This window comes from Paenirhodobacter ferrireducens (assembly GCF_004022265.1).
In the GTDB taxonomy this organism is placed as follows: Bacteria; Pseudomonadota; Alphaproteobacteria; order Rhodobacterales; family Rhodobacteraceae; genus Rhodobacter; species Rhodobacter ferrireducens.
The window spans coordinates 1-14,760 of the sequence record NZ_SAVB01000016.1; the positions used below are offsets into that span (position 1 = coordinate 1).

The window sequence follows — 14,760 nt, forward strand, 5'->3', positions numbered from 1 at the left end:
CTGCGAACACCATACGGGCCCGCGGCATGGAGAAAGCCGCAATATGAGGCCGGATACATGTCAGCACCCGACACCGCGCACAACTGCTTCAAATGCCCTCTTGCGTAAGGGGCGGTTATACATGTTGCGCTAATCGGACGACGGGCCGATCTGGGCCTTATCCCGTCTGTCTCATGTCACGGCTTCGATCTCGGCCCGTCCAAGGGCCGAGCAGCGGTTCATGAATGAGCCATGTCGCGCCATTGGTCCGAGCGACAATGGCGAATGATGCGGATCTGGATTTCGGCGGTCTGCCGGTCAGGGTCTCGTGCCATGATCCGTTCGCCGAAGAGCTTGAGGCGGTTCATCCGGGCCTCGACGCGACTTCGGGCGTGGTAGCCGGTCCATTTCTTCCAGATCGATCGCCCCAGACACCGCGTCGCCCGGAGGATCTCGTTTCGTGAGATTGCGGCGGGGCAGTCCGGCTTCCAGGCGCGTCCATTGCGGCGGATCGGGATGATCGGGTCCGCACCGTGTTCAAGGATCGCGGCATGGCAGCGGCGCGTGTCATAGGCTCCGTCGGCAGTGACCGTTTCGATCTCTTCGACTGCCGGGATCTGCGCCAGTCGCTCCGGCAATGAGGAGGGGCAGGAAACGATCCGGGGGATCGTTTCCCCGACGAATGGGCTATCGCCCTGCCTGCTCGAGGTGAACTCGACCGCGCGAATGTCGCCCGTGGTGGTATCCATCGCCAGATGCACTTTGCGCCACTCGCGTCTGCGCGTCGCGCCATGCTTGCGCGCCAGCCATTCACCATCGCCGCGGAAACGGATGCCTGTGCTGTCGATCAACAGATTCAGCCGCGCACCGGAGCGCCGATACGGGATCAGCACCTGGATCCGAGCCTGACGCCGGCACAGCGTCGAATAGTCCGGCACGGGCCAGTCGAGCCCGGCCATCTCGATCAAGCTCGCCACCAGACCGTTCGCCAGTGGGCTCGGACCAATGGCGCCTCACTGGCTCACTCTGACGAAGCGGCAGGCCGAACAACACTTTCAACGTCAGGCAGGTCTGAATGGCGCTGTCGGAGAAGGTCTCGGGGTGGCCGCGCTTGACGGCTCGCTCGGCCTGCCAAGACATTTCCGGATCGAACCAGACGGACAACGATCCTCGCCGCTTCAGGGAGGCGTTATAGCCGGACCAGTTCGTCGTGCGGTAGCGGGTGTCGGCAGGCTCTGGCATGCCAACGATCTAACCCTCAGGATTCTCAAGATGAATCCCTCTCACTGATATGTGCAACAAGCCCTCGGTGACCCGGTCGCGGGTGAAGCCCCAGTAGAGGTCAAGCGCGCGTGACACGGTGATCTCCGGCGCCGACACTGCCCCGAGGATCGCGGCGGCCTCCTGGCGGTTCGGGACCTCCCCATGGGCAGGGATGGCCTCGATCCGCTCGAGAAGCTCCTCGCGCGGCAGACGCGTCACATCCTTGAGCGGCAGCCATGAGAACCCGCGTTTTGCGGCCAGATCCTGCGCGGCCTGAAATCGCCTCTCTGCACCCTCCGATGCCCCGGCCAGGCGTGCCTCCCAAGCCTCGATCTGCGCCCGCCAGATCGCGGGGGCCTTGACCTCGGCCTCGGCTCTCGAATCCGTGTGAAGGCTCAGCCAGATCTCCCTGCGCGGCTCGACTTCGCCGTAGCGGACCGGCACACGCTTGCGCAAATTCTACGTCGCCCCGCGCAACATGACTGCCATGTGCTGCCCCCGCCGAAAACCTCGTGCCAGAGCAAAATGTGGGGCAAGTTGTGTAGCAAAACAAGGCGCCGGGCACGTGCCCTCAGGGGCACGCCAATATAACGCGTTGTATTCACATGAGAAATAATTGCGCACCGCTGCGAGCGATGGCGGACGGGATGGGATTCGAACCCACGAGACGGTTCCCCGCCTACACACTTTCCAGGCGTGCGCCTTCGACCACTCGGCCACCCGTCCGGGGCCGTGTCTAGCCGCAAAGCCGGGGGCGATGCAAGGGCCTCCGTCATCTTCGGAAACCGCCGCGCCGGGCACGCCGGGCCGGACCGGCGAACGGGGCGGTGTGGCCGCCCGAGCTTGCCTCGCCCCAGGCCTGCGCCTAGGCTGGAGATGTCTCTCATCCGCACCGCGCGAAGGAAATCCCATGCAGCTGCCCGTCGAGCCCGGCCAGACCGTCCGCAGCGAGAAGATGCGCGACGCCTGGCGGCTGTCGAACATGCTGCTTGGCATCATCGCCTTTGCGCTCGTGCTGTTCTTGCTGGTGCAGGCGCGCTTCGTGCTGATCTCGCTCGCCATCGCGATCATCCTGTTCTCGCTCACCTCCGAGGCGATCGCGGCGATCGGGCGGGTGCGGATCGGACCGCTGCGGGTGCCGAGTTGGCTCGCCTCGATCGTCGCCCTCGCCCTGATCGCCTCGGGGCTGCTCACCGCCACCGCGGTGCTGCTCGCCCAGGCGAACGAGGTGGTGACGATGGCTGTGGCCTATGCCGGCCCCGCGCAGCGCGCGCTCGCCAGCCTGTTTGGCTGGATGGGCGCCGATGTCGAGCAGGCGGTGCTCGAATCGATTCAGAAGATCGAGATCGCAGGCTATCTCAGCACGCTCGCCGGACAGGCCTCGAACCTGCTTTCGGCTGCGGTGCTGGTGATCCTGTTCGTGGGCTTCCTCTTCGCCGAGCGGATCTGGTTTCCGGCGAAACTCGAGAACCTGATGGGCACCCCGGACAGCGCGCGCAACGTCGAGCGCACGGTGGCGCGGATCATGCGGCGGGTGAACCACTATCTTCTGGTCAAGGCCGCGGTCTCGGCGGTCACCGGCGCGGCGGTCTGGGGGGTGTTCACCATCGGCGGCTATGAACTCGCGCTGCCGGTCGCGGTGCTGACCTTCGCACTGAACTTCATCCCCTCGATCGGCTCGATCATCGCCACGGTGATCGCCGGGCTTGCCGCCTATATCCTGAGCCAGGACACCGCCGCGGCGCTGACCGTCTTTGCCGTCTGCGGCGCGCTGCAATTCGTCATCGGCAACATCATCGACCCGATGCTGATGGGCCACGCGCTGCGGCTGTCGAGCTTCGGCATCATCATCTCGCTCGCCTTCTGGGGGGCGGTGTGGGGTCTGCCGGGGATGTTCCTTGCGGTGCCGATCATGGTCGCGCTGATGATCGTCTGCGCGCAGTCGCAGACCCTGCGCCCGCTCGCAGTGATCCTGTCGCGTGAGGGGCGGCCGGACAGCGAGTGATCCCGCCGCCCTGCGCTGTCCCGCCCGGACTCAGCGGCTGTCGCCTTCCTCGGCGCCGTCGTTGTCCGACAGCGTCACGGCATCGCGCCCGGCATCGAGCGGGTCGCGCGGCGGGGCGACGGGCTGCGCGGGTTCCGAAGGCACCACGCCATGCGGCACCACGGCCCCGGCACCGGCCACCGGCGCCGCAGCCGTCCCCCCCTGCCCCGCCTGCGCCAGCGCCTCGGGGTTGCGCAGCCAGATGTCGCGCTGTGCGAAGGGAATCTCGATCCCTTCCTCGACGAAGCGGGCGTTGATCTGGTGGTTGATTTCCGAGCGCACGCGGACGGTGAAGTTCACGTCCGACAGGATCGCGCGGATCTCGAAATTCAGGCTGTCGGCGCCGAATTCGGTGAACAGCACGAAGGGCTCGGGGTTCATCATCACCAGCGGATGCGCTTCGGCGATCTCCTGCAGGATCCGCGCCACCTTGCGGGTGTCGGTGCCATAGGCCACGCCCACCGGCACGATCAGCCGGCCGTTCTTGTTCGCCCGCGTCCAGTTCGTCACCTGACCGCTGATCAGATCGGCGTTCGGCACGATCACCTCGGAGCGGTCGAAGGTCTCGATTCGGGTCGAGCGCACGGTGATCGCCTTGACGATGCCCTGCTGCGAGCCGACCTGGATCCAGTCGCCCTCGGAAATCGGGCGCTCGATCAGCAGGATGATGCCCGAGACGAAGTTCTGCACGATGGTCTGCAGACCGAAGCCGACACCGACCGAGAGCGCACCGGCGACGATCGCAAGCGAGCTGAGGTCGATCCCCGCGGCCGAGATCGCCAGCACCGCCGACAGGAAGATGCCGATATAGCCGATGCCCGAGACGATCGCGTTCTGACCGCCGCGGTCGAGAGAGGTCTTCGGCAGGATCGAGCTTTTCAGTGCCCCCTGCAACAGCCGCGTCACCGTGTAGCCGATGGCGAAGACCACCACGAGGGTCAGGAAGATGGTGGGCGAGATCTTCACCCCGCCAAGGTCGAAGCCGTTGCGGAACTGCGTCCACAGCTCCATCAGGTCCTCGCGCCGCGCGCCCCAGATCAGCGCGAAGAGCGGCAGCGCGGCGATCGTCAGCACGAAGCCCGCCAGCACCGGCACCAGCGCCTCGCGCCGGCGCTCTTCCGAACGGGTGATGACCACCCAGAACTCGGCCACGAAGCCCTGCAGCACGGCGACGATGCCGATCAGCCCGAGCGAGGTGATCGCCGGCCAGATCAGCGCATTGGCGGCACTGACATAGCCGATCAGACCGAGCACCGGCCCGGCGAGGCCGATCAGGATCAGCACATTCGCGATCCAGCGCATCAGGTTCAGCCGGAACGCGGTGTCGTCGTCCTGCGCCTGCATGATCTTCAGCTGCCGGCGCACGAGCTGGCCGACGCGGAACAGCATCAGCCCGGCAAAGACCTGCAGCGGCGCCTGCAGCACCGAGATCGCTGCATCGGCGCGCGCCGCCACCGCCTGCGCCTTGTCCGAGGCCATCACCCCCGCGCCGCCGAGGAAATCCTCGGCCCGCGGCGTGATCCAGTTGATCACCAGATATTCCAGCCCGACCGCGACTCCCATCATCACGACGTGGAACCGCCCCTCGGCGCGGCCCTCCTCGGCAAGGCCAAGCGCGCTTTCCGCCCCGGGCTGGCCCGGGAAGACGCGGCTGCCCAGCCACCAGGCGGCGACGATGAGCAGCAGCACCACCGGCAGCTCGCGGAACAGCTCCATCAGGATCGGCCCGAAGAGTGAGCTGAGCTGCAACGCGATGACCAGCAGCACCGCCCCGATGAAGGGCAGCAACACCTGGCCAAGCGAGACGAAACCCGAGATCAGGTTGCGCCCGCGCATGGCGGTCTTGCCGAGCAGCCAGCGGGTCATGCCGAGCATCCAGCGGCTGCCGCGCAGCATCAGGATGCCCGACAGGATCACCAGCACCGCGATCAGCGGCGCGCTGTTGCGCAGCGTGTCGTAATTGCTCGGCTGGGTGAAGCGCCACACCGTCTCGTCGTAGATCCACGCGCCCATCCAGCGGAAGAGCGACAGCCCGTCGGACCAGTTCACCGGGTTCAGCGCCGAGGGCGAGAGCCGCAAGAGCTTGACCGCCTGGCGCTCGCGCACCAGCTTGTCGATATTGCGGATGATGCTGTCGGCGCGGGTCGCCGCCTCGCCCGCGGTGATGCCCGGCGCCTGCAGCTTGGCCAGCGTATCGGCAAGCTCGGCGCGGCGCTTGGCGATCGCGGGGTCCTCGGTCTGGCCCTCGGCCGGCGGATCGCCAAGTGCGGCAATCTGGCTTTTCACCGTGGCGATCTGGTCGGCGTTCACCCCCTGCGCATCGGTGAAGGTGGTGCGCCACGTCACCATTTCGGCGCGCAGCTCGGACAGCTTGGTATCCGAGATCTTCGCCTCGGACACCGTTTCCTCGGCGGTGGTCGCCGTCTTGTTCCAGCTCTTGTAATCGGGGGCGTCGGGTTCCTGCGCGGCCAGCGGCAGCGCGAACAGCATCACCACCAGCCAGAGGCGCAGGACCCGCAGGATCATCCCTCGAACACCTCCGGCACGGCGCGGCCGGGCCCGTCGAGCCATTGCGGCACCGGCAGCCCCTTGCCCTTCAGGAAGGCCGGGTTGAACAGCTTCGACTGGTAGCGGTTGCCATAGTCGCACAGGATGGTGACGATGGTGTGCCCCGGCCCCATCTCGCGCGCCATGTGGATCGCGCCCGCGACGTTGATCCCCGACGAGCCGCCGACGCACAGCCCCTCTTCCGAGAGCAGGTCGAAGACCACGGGCAGCGCCTCGTCGTCATGGATGTTGAAGCTCATGTCGGGGGTGAAGCCCTCGAGGTTCTTCGTGATCCGCGCCTGACCGATGCCTTCGGTGATCGACGATCCCTCGGCCTTCAGCACGCCGGTGGTGTAGAAACTGTGCAGCGACGCCCCGTCGGGGTCGGCAAGGGCGATCTTCACCCCTTTCGGCTGCAGTGCCATGCCGGTGCCGGCGAAGGTGCCGCCCGAGCCGACCGAGGCGACATAGCCGTGCACCCGGCCCTGGGTCTGTTCCCAGATCTCGGGGCCCGTGGTCTCAATATGAGCCTGCCGGTTCGCGACATTGTCGAACTGGTTCGCCCAGATCACCCCGTTCGGATCGGTCTTCGCGAGTTCCTTCGCCAGCCGCTCGGAATAGCGCACGAAGTTGTTCGGGTTCGAATAGGGCGCCGCCGGCACCTGGACAAGCTCGGCGCCCGCAAGGCGCAGCATGTCCTTCTTTTCCTGGCTCTGGGTTTCCGGGATCACGATCACCGTGCGGAAGCCCATCGAGGCGCCGACCAGCGCCAGCCCGATGCCGGTGTTGCCCGCCGTGCCCTCGACGATCGTGCCGCCGGGCTGCAACTGCCCCCTGGCGATCGCGTCCTGAATGATGAACAGCGCGGCGCGGTCCTTGACCGACTGGCCCGGGTTCATGAACTCGGCCTTGGCGAGGATGTCGCAGCCGGTGATCTCCGACGCTTTCCGAAGCCGGATCAGCGGCGTGTTGCCCACGGCCGCGGCCAGATCCTTGCAGATGGTCATGCCCATATCCTCGCGCAGTGAAATCAGAAGCCCAGACTTAGGCCGCAACCGCGGCCGCCTCAAGCCCCGTCGGAGGCCCCCGCGCCCATGCCGGAGGCGACGCCGGCCTCGGCCCGCAGCCCCGGGCGCAGCCGCGCCAGCCACAGTGTCAGCACGATCAGCGGCGCGTTTTCCGCCTCGCCGGTCTCGATCAGGGACATCAGCCCGTCAAAGGAAATCAGATGCGAACGGATGTCCTCGCCCTCTGCCTCGATCCCGCCAATGCGGGCGCTGCCATCGGGCAGATCCGCGAGGCCGAGATAGGTGAAAAGATATTCGCTCTTCGCCCCCACCGAAGGATAGAAACGCGGCGCCGCGATCAGCCGCGAGAGGGTGAGTCCCGCCTCTTCCTGTGCCTCGCGCCGCGCCGCGGTCTCGGGCGTCTCGCCGGCGTCGACCCGACCGGCGATCGGCTCGAGGCACCAGGGGTTCGCATCGCCGCGGGCCAGCGGGCCGGTGCGGAACTGCTCGACCAGAAGCACCCGGTCGCGCACCGGGTCATAGGGCAGCACCACCGTGGCATCGCCCGAGACGAAGGCCGCACGGTCGAGCGGCGCACTCATTGCGCCGCCGAAGGTACGGTGGCGCAGGGTATAATCCTCGACCGCAAAGAATTTCGCATAGGGCCGCTCGAGCGCCTCGATCTCGATGTCGCCAGGTTGCGGCACGCGGCGCAGCGTCGCCGGGCGCGGCGCCCGCGCCCTGAGCCGCGAGGCGGCGCGCACGAGGATCAGCGGATAGCGGCGGATCGCCGCCTCGAGCGGCAGCACGCCCCGCAATGCCATGTATTCGGCAACAGCCTCGGTCACCGTCTCCCCCCAGCGGTCGCGCCAGACGTCGAGATCCCAGGGCGCACCGGGCTGCCAGTGCGCCGCGCCCTCGAGGTAGCTGCGCGCCGTCACCCGTCCGCCCTCCGCAAGCGCGACCTCGACCGGGCCGGCGGCATAACCCGCCTCGTAAAAGTCGAGCTGCGGCACCTCGGCGGGCGCAATCTCGGCCACCAGACCCGGCACCCCGGCGCGCCCCGGCACCAGCATCGGGAAGGACAGCTCCTCGCCCCGGGCATCCAGCGCGACGCGCGCCTCGTGCCCGGGAAGATGGGCGGCGCGCGCCTCGACCGGTCGCCCGAGAACCCGCTCCAAAAGCGGAAGATGGCACAAAGTCCCGAAAAAGAAATGAAGTTCTGCCACCGTTCCCGCCTGCCCCTGCCCTGTTCGGGCCGCAAGGCGGCGTGTCACTGCCAGCGCCGGGCGGCCCAGGCCGAGAGGATAGCGGAAAGCACGCCCCCCAGAAAGAGCATGGCGATCACGTCAAGCTGAACCGCCGCGGCCCCGAGCCCGAGCCCCTGGGCGATGACGTCGGTCAGGGCCTCGCTCAGCCCGTGATAGCGGCCACGCAGCATCCGCGCCATCATCTGCAGCGCACCAAGATAGAGCAGCACCGTCAGCGCCAGCCACAACGCGGCGCGCAGCCCGACGCGGGCCGCCCCGGCCATCGTCGCCTGCGGCGCCCGGCCGATCACCCGCCAGCCGATCAGCCAGCCGAAGGACATCGACATCAGCCCGGCTCCCTGGTCGCGCGTCCCGGCCGGCAGGTAGGGCAGAATCGCCGAGGCGGTGAAGAAGCCGGTGAGCGCAAGCCCGATCCCGGCGACCAGCTTTGCCGCCGTCGGCAGGGCTCCGCGCGAGCTGCGCACGATCACTCTCTGCATCGGTCCCCTCGTCACGTTCACACTTCGTCAAGCAAGACTGCCTAGCAGCCGAATGTGGCGCAAATGAGGAGCGCCTCAGCCCTTCAGCGCCTGATAGGCGGCCAGCGCCCGCGCACGGCCCTCGGCCAGATCGACGAGCGGCGCAGGCGGCGGCGCGGCGGGGTCGAGGTTCCACGACCGCGGCGCGGCCGCGAAGAAGGCCTGCGCTCCCGGCGCTCCCGCGGCCAGATAGTGCTGACGATAGCGCCCATCCGGGTCGAACTTCGCCGCCTGCCCCTCTGGGTTGAAGATGCGGAAGAAGGGCGAGGCGTCGGGCCCCGAGCCCGCCACCCATTGCCAGCCCATCGCGTTCGAGGCCGGATCCCAGTCGATCAGCGTCTCGGCAAACCAGGCCAGCCCGACGCGCCAGTCGGTCAGCAGATGCTTCGTCAGGTAGGAGGCGGCAATCATCCGGGCGCGGTTGTGCATCGTGCCGGTGATGAAGAGCTCGCGCATCGCGGCATCGACGAGGGGCGCGCCGGTCTGCCCGCGCCGCCAGCGCTCGGCCGCCGGGCTGTCGCCCTGCCAGGGGAAGGCGTCCCATTCCGGGCGCCAGTTGCGGCTGCCCAGCTCGGGGAAATGGGCCATCAGGTGCCAGGCGAAATCGCGCCACACGAGCTCTTTCAGGAAGGTCTCGGCGCCCGCCGCGCCCGCGTCCATCGCCCGCCGGCCCGCGTGCCAGATGGTGCGGGCGCTGATCTCGCCCCAGGCGAGATTCTCGGACAGGCCCGAGGTGCCGGGCTCGGCCGGCAGGTCGCGCCGCTCGGCATAACCGGCAATCCCGGTTTCGAGGAACCGGTCAAGGCGCGCCAGCGCCGTCGCCTCGCCCACCTGCGCGTGGCGCGCGACGACCGCCGCGCCGCGGTTCATCGCCGCGCCGAGGCGCCAGTCCGCAAGGGCCTCGCTCGCGGGTGCGGTTGCCGGTGGGCGCAGCGCGGTGACGGGCGGCAGCGGCGCGCCCGGGTCGCGCCCGCGCACCGCCTTCCAGAAGGGAGTGTAGACCCGATAGGGCCCGCCCTGCCCGGTCTCGACCGTCCAGGGATCGAACAGCACCTGGCCCGGGAAGGACCGCGCCTCGACGCCCGCGGCCTTCAGCGCCGCCTTGACCGCGGTGTCGCGCGCCTTCGCGGCCGGATTGAGATCGCGGCTCCAGTAGACCGCCGTCGCCCCGGTCTCGGCAATCAGCGCCAGAAGCGTGTCCAGCGCCGCCCCCCGGCGCAGCACCAGCCGCGCGCCGATCCGGTCAAGTGCCGCGGCGAAGGCTGCCAGCGCCTCGCCAAGCCGCCAGCGCGGGGCCGCGCCCCAGACCTCGGCCACCGGGTCGAGAACGAAGACCGGGATCACCGGACGACCGCTTGCGGCGGCGGCGGCCAGCGCCGGGTGATCGGCCAGACGAAAGTCCCGCCGCAGCCACAGAAGGATCGCCCCACTCTCACCCATTCCCGTCTCCCCGTTCCATTCACGCAACCCAAGTCCTTGCGAAGGTTGGCTTTCCCAAAGCCGGCCTGCGGCAACTGCCCCTTCGGCAGGCATCGCACCGCGCTCACGGGCGAAACACGCAGGCCGCACGACAATTTGCTTGTCGTGCCGTTTTCCGCAGTCTAGCGTCGCTTTTGAAGCCCCTCGCAGCTTCCCGCAGCATCCACTCAATACAGGATCACAGTGCTCTGATGAAGAAATCTTCCCTGCTCCTGGCCGGTGTCGCGGCCTCCGTCCTGGCAGCCCCTGCGCTTGCCGCCGACAAGGACCTGCTCGTCTTCGACTGGGCGGGCTTCGAGGTGCCCGGCCTGTTCGAGACCTACAAGGAAAAATACGGCGACAGCCCGACCTATGCCTTCTACGGCGATGACGACGAGGCCTATCAGAAGGTCGCTTCGGGCTTCAAGGCGGACGTCGTGCACCCCTGCTCGCAGATGGTGTCGAAATACCGCGACGCCGGCCTGATCGAGCCCTGGGATGTGTCGAAGATCCCGGCCTTCGCCGACATCGACCCGAAATTCCTCGACAGCCCGATCTTCAAGGACGAGGGCGGCGTGTGGTATCTGCCGACCGACTGGGGCGTGACCGCGATCGCCTACAACCCCGAGCAGGTGCCGGCCGAGGATGTCGCGACGCTGCAGGTCTTCGTGAACCCGAAATACAAGGGCCGCACCTCGCTGCCGAACTCGTCGGACGACGTCTGGGCGCTTGCCTATCTGGCGACCGGCGTCACCGACTGGACCAAGGTCACCGACGAGCAGTTCAAGGCCGCCGCCGACTGGCTGCGCAAGGCCAACGAGAACGTGCAGAGCTATTGGGCTGACCCCTCGGAGATGTCGCAGATCATGGCCTCGGGCGAAGTGCTCGTCGCCTGGTCGTGGAACGACGGCGTCGCCTATCTCAAGGCCGACAACTACCCGGTCGCCTTCCAGCGCGAGGCGAAGGAAGGCTCGTCGACCTGGTTCTGCGGCTATGTCAACATGAAGGACGCGCCCGGCTCGGAAGAGAAGGCCTATGACTTCATGAACTCCTGGCTGCGCCCGGAAGCCGCGCAGCCGCTGATCGACGAGATCGGCTATGGCCATTCGAACACCAAGGGCATGGCGCTGCTGTCGGAAGAACAGAAGCTCGACGCCGGCCTCGGCCCGATCAACGCGCCGATCCTCGCCCAGGTGCCGAACGATCCGAAGCTGCGCGAAAAGCAGCTGGCCGAGTTCGAGAAGATCAAGGCGGGCTACTGAGCCCCGCCCGCACCGACCGTTCGGGGGCGCCTTCGGGCGCCCCTTGACTTTGCCCCCCCTGTCCCCAGCAAAAGACCCGCTGAGGAGAAACGCCATGGCAACGGCCGTCTCCTGGCAGCGCGCCGAAGGCGCGGTGCTGTTCATCGCCGCCATCGCGCTCTACCTGCAGGCCGGCGCCGGCATCCCTTGGTGGGCGGCGGTGCTGCTCTTCTTCGCCCCCGACCTCAGCTTCGCCGCCTATGTTGCCGGGCCGAAGCCCGGCGCCGCGGGCTACAACCTCGTCCATCTCTATGCAGGTGGTGCCGCGCTGCTGGCGCTTGGCCTGATCGCGGCCCTGCCCCTCTGCGCCGCGCTCGGCGCGCTCTGACTGGCGCATTGCGGCCTTGACCGGATGCTCGACTACCGGCTGAAATCGCCCGAAGGCTTCGGACAGACGCATCTCGGCCCGACCGGCAAGCCGCGCTGACCGGCGCGCTCCCCGATGCGCGCGGCCCCCTTGTGCCGCCCCTCGCCCCCCCCTATATTGGTCCTGTCCGGGGCAACCCGGTCTATGGGCATAAACGCGCACAGAATAAGCGGATCGGACCCGGGGGCGGTACCCGGCGGCTCCACCAAAACTCCCTCGTTGGGGGCACATGGGGCCGAAATAGGATCGACGAACGTCTAAAGGTGTTTGCTTTGTCTCGGTGAGCTACCACCGTCATCGGTGCAAATTGTACAGTTGCCAACGACAACCGTGCTCCGGTGGCTCTGGCTGCGTAAGCAGTTCGAGTACCGAAACTTAAGTCCTTGCGCTTAGCCGCGTAAGGCGGGGCCCGCAGGAGCCTGGCAACAGAATCCTGCACCTTCCCCCTTATTTTTAACGCTTGCGTAATCGCCATCTGCGATTGTCTCTTCATCACGAGACGAGGCGATGCGACAGATGGACAAGCTGCAGATTCTCGATGACTGGTTCCAGCGGGTCTGGATCGGCGGCGCCTATGCCGAGATCGGCTCGTTCTATACCGAAGATTTCCTCGCTTCCGGCGTCATGCCCGGGCTCGAGCTGCGCCCGACCGATTTCGCCGAGCTGATCCCCGCTCTCAAGGAGATGATCTCCGATCCCTCGGTCACCTACCTGCGCCATTTCGAGAATGACGAGTGGCTGTGGACGCTGATGCTGATCCGCGGCCGCGCCGCCGAGACGCATGCGCCGCTCGAACTGACCGCGCAGATCGCGCTGCGCTTCGAGGGCGACAAGATCGCCGAGGCGCACAACCATTTCGACGTGCTCGCCTTTCTCGAGGGTGTCGGCATGCTGCCGCCCGACACGCTGGCGCTGTGCCTTGCGGGCGAACACCTGGACTAGTTCGCACCGCCCGCGCCCCCTCTTCCCTTGCGCGCCAAATCCCCTATGCTGAGCGCAAAGGAAAGGGTCCACGCGATGCGCGAAATCGACTACGGCAACCTCATGCACAAAGCCATGCGCGGCCTGATCCAGACCGTGCTGACGGATGTGTCCGAAAACGGACTGCCCGGCGCGCATCATTTCTTCATCACCTTCGACACCCGCCACCCCGAGGTCGAGATGGCAGAGTGGCTGAAGTCGCGCTACCCCGAGGAAATGACCGTGGTGATCCAGCACTGGTTCGAGAATCTCGCCGTCACCGATGACGGTTTCTCAATCACGCTGAACTTCGGCAACAGCCCCGAGCCGCTCTATATCCCCTTTGACGCCGTCCACACCTTCGTCGACCCCTCGGTCGAATTCGGCCTGCGTTTCGAGACTCAGGATTTCGACGAGGACGAGGAAGAGGACGAAGAGGAAGACGAGGATCAGGCCCCGGTCGCCGAGGCGAAACCGCGCGGCGAGGCCGAGGTCGTCAGCCTCGACAAGTGGCGCAAGTAAGCGCCTGCGGTATACCTCTGCATACTGATTGCAAAACAGGTTCCGGCGTCTTATGACGCCCGGGAAGGTTTTGCGCAATTCACGGAGGCCCAGGATGACCGCAACCCGTACCGAGACCGACAGCTTCGGTCCGCTCGAAGTTCCCGCCGACAAGTACTGGGGCGCGCAGACGCAGCGCTCGGTGATGAACTTCCCGATCGGCTGGGAGCGTCAGCCGAAACCGATCATCCGTGCGCTTGGCGTGATCAAGAAGGCCGCGGCGCTGGTGAACAAGGCGCAGGGCGACATGGACGCCGAGATCGCCGACGCGATCGCCGCCGCCGCGACCGAGGTGATCGAGGGCAAGTTCGACGACAACTTCCCGCTCGTGGTGTGGCAGACCGGCTCCGGCACGCAGTCGAACATGAACGCGAACGAGGTGATCTCGAACCGCGCCATTGAAATGCTCGGCGGCGTGATGGGCTCGAAGAAGCCCGTGCACCCGAACGACCATTGCAACATGGGCCAGTCCTCGAACGACACCTTCCCGACCGCGATGCACGTGGCCATCGCCATGCAGGCGCGTGACGTGCTGCTGCCGGGGCTCGAGAAGCTCTCGAAGGCGCTCTGGGCGAAGTCCGACGAGTTCAAGGACATCATCAAGATCGGCCGCACCCATACGCAGGATGCGACGCCGCTGACGCTCGGCCAGGAATTCTCGGGCTATGCAACGCAGGTCGACCGCGGCATCGAGCGGGTGAAACTCGCGCTGCCGCATATCTACGAACTCGCGCAGGGCGGCACCGCCGTCGGCACCGGGCTCAACACCCGCGTCGGCTGGGACAGCCGCATCGCCGCGCAGATCGCCGAGATCACCGGCCTGCCCTTCGTCACCGCGCCGAACAAGTTCGAGGCGCTCGCCGCCCATGACGCGATGGTGTTCTTCTCGGGCGCGCTGAAGACGGTCGCCGCCTCGCTCTTCAAGATCGCGAACGACATGCGTCTTCTGGGCTCGGGCCCGCGCTCGGGTCTGGGCGAACTGATCCTGCCGGAAAACGAGCCGGGCTCGTCGATCATGCCGGGCAAGGTCAACCCGACCCAGGCCGAGGCGCTGACCATGGTCTGCGCCCATGTCATGGGCAATGACGCCGCTGTCGGCTTTGCCGGCTCGCAGGGCCATTTCGAGCTCAACGTCTACAACCCGATGATGAGCTACAACGTGCTGCAGTCGATGCAGCTTCTGGGCGACTCGGCCTCCGCCTTCACCGACAACATGGTGGTCGGCACCAAGGCGAACGTGGCGCGCATCGACAAGCTGATGAAGGAGAGCCTGATGCTGGTCACCGCGCTCGCCCCCACCATCGGCTATGACGCAGCGACCAAGGTCGCGAAGACCGCGCACAAGAACGGCACCAACCTGCGAGAGGAAGCGATCGCGCTCGGCTATGTCGACGGCGAGACCTTCGACCGCATCGTGCGCCCCGAGGACATGATCGGCCCGAAGGGCTGAGCCACGGCCTGACGCCGGGACACTGACTGGAAAG

At 67.0% G+C, this 14,760-nt stretch carries 11 protein-coding genes, 1 tRNA gene, 1 other RNA gene and 2 pseudogenes; 7 read left to right on the forward strand and 8 right to left on the reverse strand.

Annotated features, from left to right (window positions below; all coding sequences use genetic code 11):
• Positions 1–171: 171 nt before the first annotated feature.
• The 3 genes and pseudogenes from EOW65_RS12090 to EOW65_RS12100 form a co-directional block, all read right to left on the reverse strand.
• Positions 172–1,221, reverse strand: a pseudogene (locus tag EOW65_RS12090) (IS5 family transposase).
• A 9-nt stretch (positions 1,222–1,230) separates the two neighbouring features.
• Entirely contained in the window at positions 1,231–1,698 is a 468-nt protein-coding gene (locus EOW65_RS12095) for a hypothetical protein (protein ID WP_164880084.1), read from the reverse strand.
• A gap of 180 nt (positions 1,699–1,878) precedes the next feature.
• Positions 1,879–1,968 (reverse strand) — tRNA-Ser (locus tag EOW65_RS12100).
• A 184-nt stretch (positions 1,969–2,152) separates the two neighbouring features.
• Here EOW65_RS12100 and EOW65_RS12105 point away from each other — a divergent pair.
• Positions 2,153–3,247, forward strand: coding sequence for an AI-2E family transporter (locus EOW65_RS12105; RefSeq protein WP_394342746.1), 1,095 nt, complete (start codon positions 2,153–2,155; stop codon positions 3,245–3,247).
• Positions 3,248–3,277: 30 nt separating this feature from the next.
• Here the strand turns inward: EOW65_RS12105 and EOW65_RS12110 are convergent, their stop codons facing one another.
• The 5 genes from EOW65_RS12110 to EOW65_RS12130 all read right to left on the reverse strand — a co-directional run bounded on the left by EOW65_RS12110 (position 3,278) and on the right by EOW65_RS12130 (position 10,069).
• On the reverse strand, positions 3,278–5,812 hold the full coding sequence (locus EOW65_RS12110; protein WP_164880085.1) for a DUF3772 domain-containing protein: 2,535 nt from the start codon (positions 5,810–5,812) through the stop codon (positions 3,278–3,280).
• Entirely contained in the window at positions 5,809–6,840 is a 1,032-nt protein-coding gene (locus EOW65_RS12115) for a cysteine synthase A (protein WP_128149776.1), read from the reverse strand. The genes EOW65_RS12110 and EOW65_RS12115 overlap by 4 nt, the downstream gene beginning before the upstream one ends.
• A 59-nt stretch (positions 6,841–6,899) precedes the next feature.
• Positions 6,900–8,069, reverse strand: coding sequence for an NUDIX domain-containing protein (locus tag EOW65_RS12120; RefSeq protein WP_276319602.1), 1,170 nt, complete (start codon positions 8,067–8,069; stop codon positions 6,900–6,902).
• Between the two features lie 44 nt (positions 8,070–8,113).
• Complete coding sequence (locus EOW65_RS12125; RefSeq protein WP_128149780.1) at positions 8,114–8,590, reverse strand: TrgA family protein; 477 nt, start codon at positions 8,588–8,590, stop codon at positions 8,114–8,116.
• Between the two features lie 75 nt (positions 8,591–8,665).
• A complete protein-coding gene (locus EOW65_RS12130) occupies positions 8,666–10,069 on the reverse strand; it encodes a cryptochrome/photolyase family protein (RefSeq protein WP_128149782.1) in 1,404 nt (467 codons plus the stop codon).
• A gap of 230 nt (positions 10,070–10,299) precedes the next feature.
• On the opposite strand from EOW65_RS12130, the gene EOW65_RS12135 reads away from it, so the two are divergent.
• The 6 genes and pseudogenes from EOW65_RS12135 (at position 10,300) to fumC (ending at position 14,726) form a co-directional block, all read left to right on the forward strand.
• Positions 10,300–11,349 carry an ABC transporter substrate-binding protein gene (locus EOW65_RS12135; RefSeq protein ID WP_128149784.1) on the forward strand — a complete coding sequence of 350 codons (1,050 nt, stop codon included), beginning with the start codon at positions 10,300–10,302 and terminating at the stop codon, positions 11,347–11,349.
• Between the two features lie 94 nt (positions 11,350–11,443).
• Positions 11,444–11,815 (forward strand): annotated as a pseudogene (locus EOW65_RS12140) (DUF4260 family protein).
• Between the two features lie 26 nt (positions 11,816–11,841).
• Positions 11,842–12,195: a transfer-messenger RNA gene (ssrA, locus tag EOW65_RS12145) on the forward strand.
• Positions 12,196–12,271: 76 nt separating this feature from the next.
• The gene (locus EOW65_RS12150; protein WP_164880086.1) at positions 12,272–12,697 is read left to right on the forward strand and encodes a nuclear transport factor 2 family protein; all 426 of its coding nucleotides are present in this window, start codon (positions 12,272–12,274) and stop codon (positions 12,695–12,697) included.
• Positions 12,698–12,772: 75 nt separating this feature from the next.
• Positions 12,773–13,237: an SspB family protein gene (locus EOW65_RS12155; RefSeq protein WP_128149788.1), complete on the forward strand. Its 465-nt coding sequence runs from the start codon at positions 12,773–12,775 to the stop codon at positions 13,235–13,237.
• Between the two features lie 94 nt (positions 13,238–13,331).
• Complete coding sequence (gene fumC, locus EOW65_RS12160; protein ID WP_128149790.1) at positions 13,332–14,726, forward strand: class II fumarate hydratase; 1,395 nt, start codon at positions 13,332–13,334, stop codon at positions 14,724–14,726.
• The last annotated feature ends 34 nt before the right edge of the window (positions 14,727–14,760 follow it).

Bases quoted from the DNA above. Each gene is read 5' to 3' on its own strand.
- EOW65_RS12115 (WP_128149776.1), bottom strand. From the start codon at position 6,840: ATGACCATCTGCAAGGATCTGGCCGCGGCCGTGGGCAACACGCCGCTG.
- fumC (WP_128149790.1), top strand. From the start codon at position 13,332: ATGACCGCAACCCGTACCGAGACCGACAGCTTCGGTCCGCTCGAAGTT.
- EOW65_RS12150 (WP_164880086.1), top strand. From the start codon at position 12,272: ATGGACAAGCTGCAGATTCTCGATGACTGGTTCCAGCGGGTCTGGATC.
- EOW65_RS12110 (WP_164880085.1), bottom strand. From the start codon at position 5,812: ATGATCCTGCGGGTCCTGCGCCTCTGGCTGGTGGTGATGCTGTTCGCG.
- EOW65_RS12125 (WP_128149780.1), bottom strand. From the start codon at position 8,590: ATGCAGAGAGTGATCGTGCGCAGCTCGCGCGGAGCCCTGCCGACGGCG.
- EOW65_RS12155 (WP_128149788.1), top strand. From the start codon at position 12,773: ATGCGCGAAATCGACTACGGCAACCTCATGCACAAAGCCATGCGCGGC.
- EOW65_RS12135 (WP_128149784.1), top strand. From the start codon at position 10,300: ATGAAGAAATCTTCCCTGCTCCTGGCCGGTGTCGCGGCCTCCGTCCTG.
- EOW65_RS12105 (WP_394342746.1), top strand. From the start codon at position 2,153: ATGCAGCTGCCCGTCGAGCCCGGCCAGACCGTCCGCAGCGAGAAGATG.
- EOW65_RS12130 (WP_128149782.1), bottom strand. From the start codon at position 10,069: ATGGGTGAGAGTGGGGCGATCCTTCTGTGGCTGCGGCGGGACTTTCGT.